The sequence below is a fragment of the Methylobacterium sp. genome (genome assembly GCF_019745455.1).
Taxonomy (GTDB): domain Bacteria; phylum Pseudomonadota; class Alphaproteobacteria; order Rhizobiales; family Beijerinckiaceae; genus Methylobacterium.
The window spans coordinates 1-13,078 of the sequence record NZ_JAIETD010000163.1; the positions used below are offsets into that span (position 1 = coordinate 1).

The 13,078-nt window shown below is 63.6% G+C and carries 11 protein-coding genes and 1 pseudogene; 5 read left to right on the top strand and 7 right to left on the bottom strand.

From position 1 onward, the window contains the following. Window positions 1-476 precede the first annotated feature (476 nt). Window positions 477-1,061, top strand: a complete 585-nt coding sequence (locus tag K2Y56_RS25255) for a recombinase family protein (RefSeq protein WP_292514596.1) — start codon at window positions 477-479, stop codon at window positions 1,059-1,061. 47 nt (window positions 1,062-1,108) lie between these two features. On the opposite strand, the pseudogene K2Y56_RS25260 reads toward K2Y56_RS25255, so the two are convergent. The 3 genes and pseudogenes from K2Y56_RS25260 to K2Y56_RS25270 all read right to left on the bottom strand — a co-directional run. Further along, window positions 1,109-1,288, bottom strand: a pseudogene (locus tag K2Y56_RS25260) (integrase core domain-containing protein); the annotation flags it as partial. A gap of 435 nt (window positions 1,289-1,723) precedes the next feature. Next, the gene (gene mobF / locus K2Y56_RS25265; RefSeq protein ID WP_292514566.1) at window positions 1,724-4,675 is read right to left on the bottom strand and encodes a MobF family relaxase; all 2,952 of its coding nucleotides are present in this window, start codon (window positions 4,673-4,675) and stop codon (window positions 1,724-1,726) included. Further along, on the bottom strand, window positions 4,672-4,971 hold the full coding sequence (locus K2Y56_RS25270; RefSeq protein ID WP_292514569.1) for a hypothetical protein: 300 nt from the start codon (window positions 4,969-4,971) through the stop codon (window positions 4,672-4,674). Before K2Y56_RS25270 ends, mobF begins: the two co-directional genes overlap by 4 nt. Window positions 4,972-5,251: 280 nt before the next feature. Between K2Y56_RS25270 and K2Y56_RS25275 the strand changes: the two genes are divergently transcribed. From K2Y56_RS25275 to K2Y56_RS25285, 3 genes are read left to right on the top strand one after another with little or no spacing between them, the layout of a single operon-like run. Further along, window positions 5,252-5,779 (top strand): hypothetical protein, encoded by a 528-nt coding sequence (locus K2Y56_RS25275; protein ID WP_292514572.1) that lies wholly within the window; start codon window positions 5,252-5,254, stop codon window positions 5,777-5,779. A 5-nt stretch (window positions 5,780-5,784) separates the two neighbouring features. Further along, window positions 5,785-6,612, top strand: coding sequence for a hypothetical protein (locus tag K2Y56_RS25280; RefSeq protein WP_292514575.1), 828 nt, complete (start codon window positions 5,785-5,787; stop codon window positions 6,610-6,612). Next, window positions 6,597-7,190, top strand: a complete 594-nt coding sequence (locus K2Y56_RS25285) for a hypothetical protein (RefSeq protein ID WP_292514578.1) — start codon at window positions 6,597-6,599, stop codon at window positions 7,188-7,190. The genes K2Y56_RS25280 and K2Y56_RS25285 overlap by 16 nt, the downstream gene beginning before the upstream one ends. Window positions 7,191-7,214: 24 nt before the next feature. On the opposite strand, the gene K2Y56_RS25290 is transcribed toward K2Y56_RS25285, so the two are convergent. The 4 genes from K2Y56_RS25290 to K2Y56_RS25305 all read right to left on the bottom strand — a co-directional run bounded on the left by K2Y56_RS25290 (window position 7,215) and on the right by K2Y56_RS25305 (window position 12,468). Further along, window positions 7,215-8,879, bottom strand: coding sequence for a type IV secretory system conjugative DNA transfer family protein (locus tag K2Y56_RS25290; protein ID WP_292514581.1), 1,665 nt, complete (start codon window positions 8,877-8,879; stop codon window positions 7,215-7,217). Between the two features lie 27 nt (window positions 8,880-8,906). Further along, on the bottom strand, window positions 8,907-9,656 hold the full coding sequence (locus K2Y56_RS25295; protein WP_292514585.1) for a hypothetical protein: 750 nt from the start codon (window positions 9,654-9,656) through the stop codon (window positions 8,907-8,909). A gap of 857 nt (window positions 9,657-10,513) precedes the next feature. After that, window positions 10,514-11,014 (bottom strand): hypothetical protein, encoded by a 501-nt coding sequence (locus tag K2Y56_RS25300; protein ID WP_292514588.1) that lies wholly within the window; start codon window positions 11,012-11,014, stop codon window positions 10,514-10,516. A 215-nt stretch (window positions 11,015-11,229) separates the two neighbouring features. Next, the gene (locus K2Y56_RS25305; protein WP_292514591.1) at window positions 11,230-12,468 is read right to left on the bottom strand and encodes an EAL domain-containing protein; all 1,239 of its coding nucleotides are present in this window, start codon (window positions 12,466-12,468) and stop codon (window positions 11,230-11,232) included. A 375-nt stretch (window positions 12,469-12,843) separates the two neighbouring features. Between K2Y56_RS25305 and K2Y56_RS25310 the strand changes: the two genes are divergently transcribed. After that, window positions 12,844-13,065, top strand: coding sequence for a hypothetical protein (locus K2Y56_RS25310; RefSeq protein WP_292514594.1), 222 nt, complete (start codon window positions 12,844-12,846; stop codon window positions 13,063-13,065). The last annotated feature ends 13 nt before the right edge of the window (window positions 13,066-13,078 follow it).

The following is a 13,078-nucleotide window of genomic DNA, read 5'->3' on the forward strand; positions in this document are numbered from 1 at the left end:
ATTCCACCTCAGGCCGCCTGACCGATGGCCGCTCCAACTCCACCCCGAATTTCCACCTCATTGACGGACACGACCAGCCTGGTCGGCGAAGCCTTCGTCGGCCTTCCGATGTCTGCGAGCGGTGAGAGGAAGATGGCCCCACAGTCGATCGGTGTCCTGGAAGCCTCCAGCGGAAAAAGGTGCTCGACGCCGACCCCCTTATGAGGATCAGGACGCGCGGATCTCCATCTTGGCCAAAGGCACTGCCCGAAGGCCGGATACGTTTATGCAGACTGCTCGAACCAGCGGATCATAAGCCACTTGCGGACGGGGCGGGCCATACGTTTACGCCGCCCGCATCAGCACCCCGCCGACTCTCCAGTGGATGGTTTTGTCACCGCCCTACACACGGCTCAGCTTCGCGAGGCTTTCTCAAAACAGTCTCTTGAAACGTCCTCCCGAAACTGAGATACCAGAGATCAGTTTCAGGAGGTTTCATCGTGCTTGTCGGCTACGCCCGTGTGTCGACGCAGGATCAGAAGCCCGAACTTCAGCTCGACGCGCTGCGCAAGGCCGGGTGCGAGCGCATCTTCTCCGACAAGGCCTCAGGTGCGCAGCGGGACCGTCCCGAGCTGACTGCTGCCCTCAGCTATATGCGTAATGGCGCCGGCGACGTACTGGTCGTGTGGAAGCTCGATCGCCTCGCCCGCTCGCTCAAGCAGTTGATCGAAACGGTGGAAGACCTCGGCACGCGCGGGATCGGCTTTCGCTCGCTCACCGAGGCGATCGACACCACCTCGGCCGGTGGGCGGCTCACCTTTCATATCTTTGGTGCCATGGCCGAGTTCGAGCGCTCAATCATTCGGAAGAGGACACGTGCCGGCCTCGACGCGGCGCGAGCGAGAGGCCGCAAGGGTGGCCGGCCGCCAGCTCTGTCCAAGAAGGACGTTGCGGCAGCACGAGCCATGCTGTCCGATCCTGACATCACGATGGAGGATGTCGCCGCTCGCATGAAGGTGGCGCCCTCCACCCTGTACCGCCACTTGCCCGGCGGACGTAGCGCTTGCAGCGAGGGGAGCTGATGACCGCGGTGACCTGACCGGTATTTTGGACCGAGCCAGTTGAGAGGCTACTGCATGGTAGCGGCCATGGGTAGGCGGAAAGCCAGATCCGGGAAGGTGACAGGCGCGGGCGGCCGGTAGCCCAACGACGAATGCGGCCGAACTCGGTTGTACGTATTTTGCTAGATTCCGATCACGATCTGCGCCTCCTTGAGCGAATAGAAGATCTCTTGGCGTAGGCACTCGTCCATAGCTTTGCTCGGAGATCTCCGCTTCCTTGCAAGCCAACGCCAAGCTCTTGCCCTGTGCCGTTTGCACCTCAATCTGGCGCAGCTTCAGAACCACCTGCTCCGCACCCGTCTTCTGACCTCGCCTCATGTCCAACTCCTTCGGTCCTGGCTGATCCTTTCAATCAGCCCGGTCCAAAGCCAGCCGGTCAGGTCACCACCATGCAGTAGCCTCTCAACTGGCTCGGTCCAAAATACCAGTCAGATCAAGGTCAATGAGGGTGGTAGACCCAGATGAGATGGTCACTGAACGCATTTGTATCGCTCAACCGGCTGCCGAATAAGTCCCAGGCCCAAGAATGGGTTACTGGTTTTCCAAGATGCCATGTAACATACTCTGCGCGGAAAATTTTAAATGGCCGCATAACTACAGCAATATAAATAAATGCCTTCGTCTTATCGTTCGATTCCGGAATCTCGCTGCTGGTTAGGCTTGGAAGCGAGCCGATCGAGATGGCGTTCGAGCTTGGCTGCCAGCGTCGGCTCCTGTGTGCGAGGCGGCTGAGTGAGCCAACGTCCATATCTATCGGCCAGACGCCAAGCTGGGACGATCAGGCGATCAAGCCCGAGCCAGGTCAGAGCGTCACGCAAGGCGCGCGCGGCCCGGACTGCCCGGCGGATATCGACGACGCTCTCCGTCCTCTCACGCAGAATGAGCAGGCCGTCACGCACAAACCCGACCCGGTCGGCGGCGTAATCGACTACGTTGGCCTTCTCGTAGTAGCTACGAGCTTCCCGGAACAGGCGCTCCAACACCGCCGTGTCAGTGGCTGGTATGCGTGGATCGGCTTGACGCTGGCGGCACTGCGCATCGAGGCGCTCGCGCTCGACCACCACCCTTGCTTCATGGCGGTGACGGGTGAGCCCGACATAGATCTCGCGCGCATCGGTGCCCTTCCCGAGGTAGAGCACGGCCGCGGCACTGGTCCGTCCCTGCGCCGCGTAAGCTGTGCCCGCGTAGGAATGCACGATCTTAGGTTGTTGCGGTTTGCGCCCAAACAGTGGCTTTCGCGCCAATTGCTTCCAGGGTTCATCGAGCACCCGACCGTCTTCCAGCCTCAGCTGGAGCCGGACGCTGCCATCCGGGTCGGCGGTGATGCCCTGAACCATGGCGCGGTTGCCGTTGCGAACCGAGAGATGCGGCAGGCTCTCGCCAAAGCGCAGGGAATCGCCGAGCGCCAGGCTCAGCGGCACGGCCTGATCCTCGCGGTTACGGGAGGGTAGGACGATCAGGTCAGGGCCGAGGCGGCCCTCGCCCCGCAGCACGGCCCGGGCGAGGGCGTTCAACGCCGCCGCATCCGCGTTACGACGGGTCACGATGAGGACGTCGTCGCCATGCGCGGCGCGTTGCTCGCTCCAAAGCGCGATCACCCGAGCTTGTGCTGCCTCAGGTCCTGAGACGAGGTCGACCCGGTCGTGGCTGACATAGGCGCGTAGACCCGCTTCCGCGTCGCCCCGGGCCATCACCACCGAGGCAGCGCGCTGCCAGTCGACGGTCTGCCGGCGGACCTCGCCGAGTACCGCCGAGCGCCCGACCACCTCAGCCACCGCCCGAAGCGCGCTGGCGCCCCCGACCGAGGCGAGCTGCCGGCGGTCGCCGATTAGCACCACCTTGGCTCCAGCGACCTTGGCGGCGCTCAGAATGGCCTCAAGGTCGCGGGTCGCGACCATCCCGGCCTCGTCGACGAGGATCAGGGTCTTAGGGTCGAGCGGTGGGACGGGGGATAGCGCGGAAAGATGGCGTGTTGCAGCGGCCTGAGCATGGGCGTAGCGCCAGCGCGCAATCGCCTGGGCCGGAATCCCCGTGGCCGCGGCAAGCTCGTCGGCGGCGACCCAGGACGGAGCGAGGCCGATGACCGTCATTTTGCTACGGAGGGCACTGTCGACCAGGGCTTTGGCGGTGGTGGTCTTGCCGGTGCCGGCCCCGGCCTCAAGCAGCGAGACCCCATCACGACCCGCCGCGTGGCGCACCGCCTCGCCCTGTTCGTGACTGAGATGGCTGGCCGCTGCCAACGCCGCCTCGATCGCCGCCGGCGCGATCCAGGCGCGCTCCCTCGGCCGATCGGCTGCTCGCAGCATGCTCGCCTCGCACGCCGCGATACCCGGCGTCGTCCAGCAGGCGCTGCCACCGGGCACGAGCTCGGCGGCCGCCAGGGGAAGCAGGGTCCCATCCTCCTCGAACTGTGCGAGTTCGGCACTCACCGTGGCAATGCCGAGTCCTTGCACGCCTGCCAGTTCGAGAGCCCGCTGCAGCAGGGCTTTACGGGTGACCACGCTCTCGTGGCGGAACAGGTCTGAGGCGGCGCGCGCCACCGGGGTGTCGCCAGCGATCTCGGGGGGATCGAACGCGGTCTCACGGTCCACCTCCGGCTCGGGTACCAACGCCAGACTCGGGTCGATGCTGCGCTCGGGGTGGCGCACCGCCTGCCACGGATCGAGATCGAACGCCGCGAGCTCGGATCTCCAGCGCGCTTCGAGCTCAGGGCCGGTCGGGAGTTCCTCCTTACCCCGGCGGGTCGCCAAGGCGGCGATCTCACGCTGGGCACTGGTCGCCCCGGGGCCGGCATAGTCCAGGATCTGCTCGGAGCGCTTGGAGAAGGCCTCCAGCACCGCCTTGGGGAGGCCTGCGATCTCCCATTGCCCGCGTCCGGCCTCGCGGTAACGCAGGTCGAAGCGCTGACGCAGCTCATCGGCCAGGGCCGCCCTGAACGCAGCCCCGACCATGAGCTGCATCTTGTAGAGACGATCAACCTCGATTGTGAGGTGTCTGAGGGTCTTGTACCGGCCCGAAGCTCCCCCGCTCGGGGCACCTGCGACGTTCAAGAACACGCAGTGGGTGTGGAGGTTGGGATCACCCTCTCGGGTTGTAAAATGATCGAAGCGGGCGACGATGAGGTCGCCAGGCCGGTGCTCCTGCGATCCTCCGGCACCAGTGCGCACCGTGATGATCCCTTCGGTCGCCGCGAACTCCAACGCGCGCGCGACGGCGGCACGATGCGCGGCCTCGATCGAGGCCCGTTGCTCGGTGTCGCCGGCAAGCCAAAGAACCGAGACTGATTTCCCAGGCGTAAGAGTACAGTCCTGACCGGCCCAATGCCCCTCGCCGGCGCCGCGCACCAGCGGCTTGCCAGTACCGGGATGGCGTCCGGCGCAGAGATCGCGGAACGAGGCCGCGTCGATCGCCGCATCGTGGCGCACGACCGTCTCGCCGCTACTCCACCACACCCCTCCGCCCTCGGCGAGGTAGTACTCGTCCCGTCGATCGGGCCGGGCCTCGCGGGCACTATCCTCCGTGTAGTACAGCCCGGCCTTTGAACCGGCGCCGAGCCGATGTAGCGACGCCGTCACGGCGCATCCATGTCGGGTTCGCCCAAGGGCGAGGCGTAGCGACAGACTTTCGAGAGATCGATGCTGGCGGCCGGCCCCCCGAGCTCGCCCACCGCTTGCGCCATCTCAAGGATGGCAGCATCGACCTGCTCCATGCGCTCGACCAGCACCCGATGCCGGATCGCTATCTCAAGGACCTGCGCGACGCAGTCGGCGACAAGGCTCTCGGGCGACCACCCCCGCTCGCTCGCGGCCGTCGTCAGACGGGCGGCTAGATCGGCCTCTAGGGTGATGCTGAGCTTGACCTCTCCGGCCATGGGTGTACCCCTTCCGCGTGCTTCAGGATCCCTACCTGGCACGGGGAAACGGGTCCGGCGAGGCCCATCAGGCCTCGCGGTTAACCCCTCGGCACTTCAGTGCGTGTAGTGTGATACCCCCATGGTTACCGTACCCCTTACCGTAGACATGCCGTCTGATACCGCCCCTTACCGTAGCCGACCGTTGCCTGCCGTACCCTAACGTCGCGTTGCCGAATTGTCCTGCATCCGACCGGTCGGATGCACCGGGCTGCAACGCGGCATCGTCTATACCTGCGGCATGGCAAAGCGTCCCCGCCTCGATATGCGCCGCCTTGCGCGAGACGCCGCTGCCGCCCCCGGTGCCCATCGCGCAGCCCTGGCGCCGGGAGGGCGTGCCGCCACCGGCCTCATGGATGCGGTCCGCGCCGATCTCGACGCGCTCGTCGCACTCCAGGCTGGTGGCCTGACCTGGAACGCCATCGCCGCCGGCCTGACCGCCCAAGGCCTCACCACCGCCGATGGCCGGGCGATCACTGGCCGCAATCTCACCGGCGTCATCTCCAGCATCCGCCGACAGGCCCAGCGCGGTGCAACCCGAGACGCCGAACGGAGGCACCGCGTCGATGTCCGGGACGACGCGGTGTTTATCTCGGGTTCCGCCTGCGCAATCCCGGCAACCGAGGCGTCGGGATCGGCTTCTCCCCGTCCGGCCTTGTCGCCGGACCTCGTCGCAGATGCAGCAGACGGCTCACGATCACGCCCCTCTGACGCGGAGCACCGCATCGCCGCCCTCGCTCGCGCCCGATCCCTGCTCAAGAAGGACTGACCCTCATGGCCCGCACCCCGTCCAATCCTGCCTCGCCCGAACCGTCTCCGTCCCCATCCAAGATGTCGACGCCCGCTTCACCCGCAGCGACGGGCGCACGCCTGCTGTTCGTAGTCCAGGAGACCGGCGGGGTCGGCAAGAGCACGGTGGCGCGTGCGCTCGCCGAAGCAGTGGAGAACGCTCCGGTCTACGAGATCGAATCGAGCCTGCGCCTGCTGGAGCTTGGCGAGCGCGTACATCACTTCCCGATCCGCGCCGACACCGCCGAACTGATGCAGACCGGCGGCGAGGCGGCCATGGTCGAGTTCAATCCGGCGATCAACGCCCTGGTACGTGAGACCCGCCCCGCCATCGTCGATGTCGGTGCCAACGGCGCGGCCCCGTTCCTCGCCGCAGTCGGACGCGCCGCTGGCCTTTTCGCCCGGCGCGGGCGTCAGCTCGGCGTGCTCGTCGTCGCATCCGCTCCCGAGAGCGCCTACGACAGTCTGGAGACGCTCACCGCCATGGCAGCGCCTTGGGCCGCCCGCCAGTTCGTGGTTGCCAACGAGTACCGCGATACGGTCGACCTTGCCCGGGTTCGGCAGATCGCACCGGCAGCGAGCGTCTCGCGCCTGCCACGGTTTTCCTTCGCAGCCGGCGTGCGCCCGGTGGTCGATCCGCTCGGTCTGGCACTGATCCCGCAGCTCGACGAGGAAGCCCTGGCCGAACGGCTGCGTGATCGGCGCGGTGAACCCGACTATGCGCTTGCGGCCACCACCGTCGGAGTGCTCGCCGAGTTCCGTCTGGAAGCGATGCGTTCGGTGAGGGAGGCGGCCGAGTGGCTGATCGGGTGAGCGAGGCTCTGCGCCGACTGAGGGCGCGCTTCGGTGAAGCTGAGGCGCACGTGGACGCAACGCAGGCGCGTGCCCGCAAGGCGAGCGCACGGCGCCTGCGCGAACTCCTCGCCGGGCCTCCGGCCGCGCGGGTGGCGGGCTTGAACGATGCTTCCCTCACCCCCGCCGACCGTGCCGAGCTCGAAAGCGCCGTGGCCCAGGCGCTGCCGCGCCGGCACGTCCGCGTCCGCAGGTCGCTCACGGGCGCCGGGCGCCGCCTGATGCGCCACGTCCGCTATCGCCGACGGGGCCTGATCACTCTCGTGCTGCTCGTCACACCGGCCCTCGGCTTGGCGCGGACGATGTCGGCCCACACCCTGGCGGATGCCGCTCCGGTGCGCCTGACCACGCCGTACGCCATCACGTGGACGTTGGCTGGAGGCCAGAGGCTACGAATGGACGAGCCGAAGGAGGCCGAGTTCGTGTGGTTCCAGCGCGACGGGAAGAGCTATCTGCGTCGCTGGTTCGACGGCCGCGGCTACGGCGAGGTCATGGTGTCGAACGATTTTACCCGGACCGCGATCACGCTTCGCCCCTAGCGCATGCACCGGCCGTCGCGTGGCTCAAGCGGCGGCCGTCACGGCGATCGCGTCCGCTAACCCGTCGAACCGTGAATCGTCGTGACGGGTCTTGCGAATCTGCAGGGCGCGTTTGGGATGAGCCGGACTGTTGGGGAACACGACGAGGTCGGTCGCCGGCAGGGAAGCGAGTGCCTCCGCGGTCTTCAGCCGCGCAGGCTTGGCGGTTTTGGCGATCGTCGTGCGGCCCGGCTTGCCATCCTGGGCCGCCTCGATGGTTTGGCTTTCCTCCAGCAGGGTGTAGTCCCCGATCGCCCGCGACCAGTGCTCGCGCTCGTCCGGATCGACGAGGGACGGGTCGGACAGGGTCACCACCTCGGCGGTGGCCATCATCGTGCGGGCGTCGGCATCACCGTACACGCCGACCAGCTGCGACCTGTCCTGCCAGAAGGTCCACAGGCTGGCGTTGTAGCCGGGCAGTTCGCCCGAGGCGACGACAATCTCTTGGAAGCGGCCGAGTACCCGCGCCTCGTCGATGAACACCACCAGTCTCTCCCTCGGACGGTTGCGCCGCACGCTCGTGAACAGCTCGGTCAAGAGCCATCGGATCAGCGGGGCGAGGCCGTTCATATCCTCGGTCGGCAAGGTGATGAACAGGTCAGCCTCGCCTCGGCACACGGCGCGCAGGTCGATGGTACTGGTCGCTGTCATGCGCTGTAGGCGCGGGTCGTCGCACCACTGGAAGGCTTGTGCCGCGGTCGAGAGGATGGGATCGCGCGTCTTCGGGTCCGCGTCGAGCAGTACGGCCACCTTACGGGCCGGGTCAGCAAGCACGGGTTTCAGCGCCTTGGCAAATAGGTCGAGGTCGGCGAGATACTGCGAGACGCGCCGCGCGCTCGGGTGCCCTTCCTCTCGCGCGGCGAGGAATCCCGCGACGATGACGTCGGCGGCGCGGTCGACGAAGTACTGGCCGTTGTCACTTACCGAGGACGGCAGCAGGGCACGTGCGAGACGCTGCAAGTAGAGGATGTCGTCAGGGTCGAAGGTCAGAAGCGGGTTCCATGTATCGGTCCCGCCGACAAGGCCCTTCGGATCGAGACAGAAGACCCTTCGTTCGAGGTCCCGCCGGCGACGGGCCGTGGCGGCGTAGGCCTCGCCCTTTGGATCGATCACCACCACCGGACCGAACCACGCCGTCTTCTCGGGCGCGAGCAGGTTCGGGATCAGCAAGCCACTGGTCTTGCCGGTCCGTGGCGGGGCGATGGAGAGAAGGTTGCCCTTGACGGCAAAGCGAATGGTGCGACCCGTCACCGGATCGGTGCCGATCTCCAGGCCCGCACGCATCCGAGCGCGCTCCGACACCGTCGTCCAGCGGGCACCGCCATAAGTCTCGTTCGGGTCACGCTGCGGCCCCTTCAGCTTGGGCGTACCGACCCATCCGGCCCCAGCCGCACCGATAATCGTGACGACCAGAGCCTGAACGAATCCGCCGCCGGCCAAGGCCGGCGCCCGGCCCGAGAACATCGTCCAGTAGGTGTCGACGATATGGACGCCGTACGTGGTCAGACCCCGGTGGAGGAAGGTCGTCGGCACCTCGGCGACGCTCGGCCATAGCCGTAGGTCGGTGCCGTGCTCGGCCAGGCAGGCCAAGGGATAGCCGACTGCGAAGGCGGCCACGAGTAATATGAAGGCAAGGAGTATCCTGATCACAACTGACGTGCATCCTCAAAGGGCAGCTCAGCGCTTGTTTGGCGGATTGAGGAGGAACTCACGCAAGGTGCCCTCCCTTGAATCGATCGCTCGCTGCACGTCGAGGACGTAGCGAGCGATAGGCCGGATAAACCGATTGCCACCGTTGGGCACCGGATCGTCATGCGGCGGTTGAACGAAGACCAATCGCTCGCTTGGTTGCGCCTCTTTCCTGAAATGGCATTGTTGAAGGATGTTACCGGTGCGCTCACTTTCATCGCAATCATCGAAGAAATAAACGCCCATGAAATGTTTAGGCATGAAAGTTCTATAGACAACAGAAATCAGCTCTTTTACGAATGACACCGTCAATAATTCGCCCCTAATGCTGTTTTTGTGCATTTCATCGGCGAACATAAGGTCGATGAGCGACAGATCTTCGATGACTAAGCCATCAATTCTTGCGTCGAATGCAGTTGCACAGCCGACGATTGTGTCCTCATCATTTTCCGGGAATCTGACCTTGAACGTGAAGACGCGTGGCGCGACCGACACGTCGCGCCCGCAGAATTGATCCGAGACGTAGATCTGGGCCTGTTCGCCATTGACGCTCGCCTCGCAGCGGTCGTGGAACCTGTCCGCGCCAAACTGAAGAGAGTGATTGCCGGGAGTGCTGCGGTAGAGGTCGAGCAGTTCGTTTAGCTCGTCCTGGTTCAAATGATCGACCATCATCCGATGTTCACCTTTAAGATCGCGATTTCCAAAATGCAGCAGCATGGAACTGCAGATGAGTTCCATTTCGCTTAATCCCCGATGAGTTTATCGGCTAATTTTGAAAAATGCCTGCGTGTGACTCAGACAATTATCGACAATTTCATGCTCTTTAGCTTCCATGCCGATTTTCCCGAATGGGCACAAGCCCGTCCCTGAACGTCATCATGGCGATCGCCTCACTAGAGGTGCGAGAGAGAACGAAATTCGATCCGTCAACGATATAACATCGGCTCCCGCTCTCGTTCCGGACTTTGCAGAAAATCACGACCAAAGGCCGCGATGCGCCATGAGCGGACATCAACGCACCGCCCAGAAGCGGGCATTCACTTTCAAGTAGGCTACCTTCCGGTGTCGACCTTTGTCGGACCTTCAGAGTGTCCGCTTCCGGGCAGCCTGATAGAACGTGCGCGTATGATCGAGATGGGTGGGTTTCCGCTTGTCTGCTTTTGGGCGGATAAGTTGGCGAAGCGGACATTGGCTATCGACCGTCGTTGGCCTCAAACAGTCCTTCACGATGCGCGGGAGGAACATCCCGTCACGAGGGCTTTCTGCACATTTGATAACTTGCCACGTTTTCCAAACGTGAGCAGCCTGAGGATGGCTTCCCAGACGAGAATAAGCCGACCTCGCAGGTTTTCCGTCATTTATATAACATTGGTGCTTAAGCGTTTCGAGCTTTTCGCAAAGGCAAGTCCTGCTGGGTAACTGACCCTTCGATTTCTGTCTTTCTCTTCTAGAGCCGCATCATTGAGCAGCACCGCGAGGACAGATCGTCCGTCTGCGTTTGTGATCTCGAAGGAATAATCGAACCAATCCCGCGTGACCTACAATTGGGTCCGAGCGATCAGGTCGCGGGCGGATCGCAGCGGTAGTGCCCACGATTACGCGGTTGGTTTTCCTTGCAGATCAATCGTGAACTCGCTGGCGATCGTGTCATACACCCGAGTCAGCCAGCCTTCAGCGATACGGGCGCGCTCCTCGGCTGCCTTCACACGCTCGTCGGCAGCTTTCAATAGTGCCTCACTGCGCACCTGCATTTCTGAAGCACGCGCATCAGAGACCCTCGCGCGCTCGTTCGCCAGAGTCACGTCCTCACGCGCAAGCTTGAGCAATTCCTGGATTCGAAGCTTCTGCTCATGAGCTTGCACCTCCACCTCTCGGACATGTTTGGCGGCCTGGTGGATGCGATTAATGAGGTTGGACCAGTCCTGCGATGATGAAGGCCGCGACGGCGGCGCTCCGTCATCAAGATCATCATAGGAGTCAACGAGGCGCAGGACATTCGATAAAGTATTGTTTGAGCCGGCTTCCGCGAAGGCTACATCTGAGACGCCCGGTCGATCAGGCTGGAGCAACGGCGGCATCCGCTTCATCGCATCCATGAGTTTTGACAATCCTCGCAATCAGGTGCGGGTCATCTCGATTGCTGACGAACTAGCTGATATGACCGATAAGCTGGATTTAAAACTAACTTTTTAGCCTCCATTTGCTCATTGAAAAGCAATTACGATTCGGTGATGCTATTTTGTCACAATGGATTAGGCGGCTTAGAAGGTCCTGCGCTTGCCGACCTATCCTGGCCCGTCGGTATACTAGATCAAGCGAACGCTTGTTGAGCTAGCTTACCTGCAGGACCCAACGCTGCGATGCTTCCGGGCTTGCCAAGCAGATAGCTTTGCCCGCGATCGGCGCCCAGGAGCCGGAGCGTGTTCAGCTCCGAGGTCGTCTCGATGCCTTCGGCCACGATACGCGCGCCCATCTCACGCGCATAGAACACCATCGCGCTAGCCAAGGCCCGCCGGGCCGGGTCAGCGTCGATGGCTCGCGTCAGGCTCATGTCCATCTTGATGATGTCCGGACCCAGCTGCACGATGTGCTGCAAACCCGAATAGCCGGCGCCGGCGTCATCGACGGCCACCTTCACTCCGAGCTGCTTCAGCGGCGCGAGCCCGGCATGCAGATCAGTGTAGCTCGACACCGGTGCATGTTCGGTGATCTCGACGACGATACGATCCGCGTATTGGGCTGGTACCAGATCCAACAGTCGTCCGCTGATCACCAGTTCCGGCGAGGCGTTGAGGGACAGCGATAGGGTACCCGGCAGCTGCGGGAAGGCGGCCAAGGTCGTCCTCAGCACGGCCAGCTCCAACTCGCTTCCAAGACCGACATCGGCAGCATCCTTGAACCACTTGTCGGGCGAACGGTACGGCAGCGTCTTGAACCGGCACAGCGCCTCGCAACTGACCACCGCCCGGCTTTGCAGGTCGACGATGGGCTGGAAGACGATGTCGTAGTCCTCAGCCGCGATGACGGCCAAGATGGTGCTATGGACCTGCTGCGTGTCGCGCCGGTGCTTGAGGCCGGTGTTGACCTGCTTGGCTGCGAGCCCGGCAAACAAGCGCATCGTGGCCAGATCTCGCTCGTTCAGCGACGGGATCGGTCGTGGGCTGAGGCAACAGAACATCCCAAACGGCGTGCCGTCGAGGAGACGGATGGGGATGCTGATATGCGAGCCGATCGGTACGGCTGCGGTGATCGGCATCTCACGTGCGAGCGACACCTGGGACGTATCCGGGATCAGCTCCGGCAAGCGACCTTCAAGGATATGGTTGCAGTACACATCGTTGAGGGAGTGCGAGTCGCCGACCTTGATCAGGTGCTCAAGGCCGGGAGCGTCGACCCGCCGGAAGATCGTTCTGCCAGTGCTGAACTCAGAGAAGTACGCCACCTCCATCCCAAGGTGGTTCCGGATTGCCACCAGAGCGTCTTGAATTACGTCCTCGCCGGCAGCGACCTTGGCGCCGATGGGCTCTAAACTAACCGATGACGAGAGCATGCGCGCATTGCCTGTGACAGTATGCTGGTCGCGGAAGACCGTGGCTCCCTAATAACCCGTGTTTCTTACCATTCCGCATGACTGCCCCTGTCTCAGAGCCCCTGCGCCAATAGGCGCACCCCGCGCTCGCGATGGCGTCCCGGAGAGGTGCTGCAGCTTTTCACGTAGATGACCCACACCATCCTCGTTCGGAAACAAGGATGCCGGCGCATCGTTGTCGCCACAGCATCCTGGTCACGATCGAAAAGCCTGCTTCCAAATCGCACAGCGGGATAGGCTGTAAAGGCAGCGATAGCTTTTTCGTGTCATCGATGGACTTGCAGGAAGACCGTACGCCCCACGTCGGTGTCTCCCAACTCTGGTATTGGCACCGCGATGTCAGCTTCATCTCCCGTTCGGACCCGCCTCGGCCTTCGCGGCCGCCTGGTGTTGCTGGTCGTCGCGGCTTTGGGGCCTTTGGCGAGCTACCAGATCTACGAACTCGTCCAGGAGCGCGACCGGCGGATCTCGGCTGCGATTGAGCGTGTGCAGGAGTGCGGATTCCGACGGAAGCCGGCCACCCATTCCGACGCGAAGCCGGCCAGCGTTCCGATTTGATGTCGGCCACCAT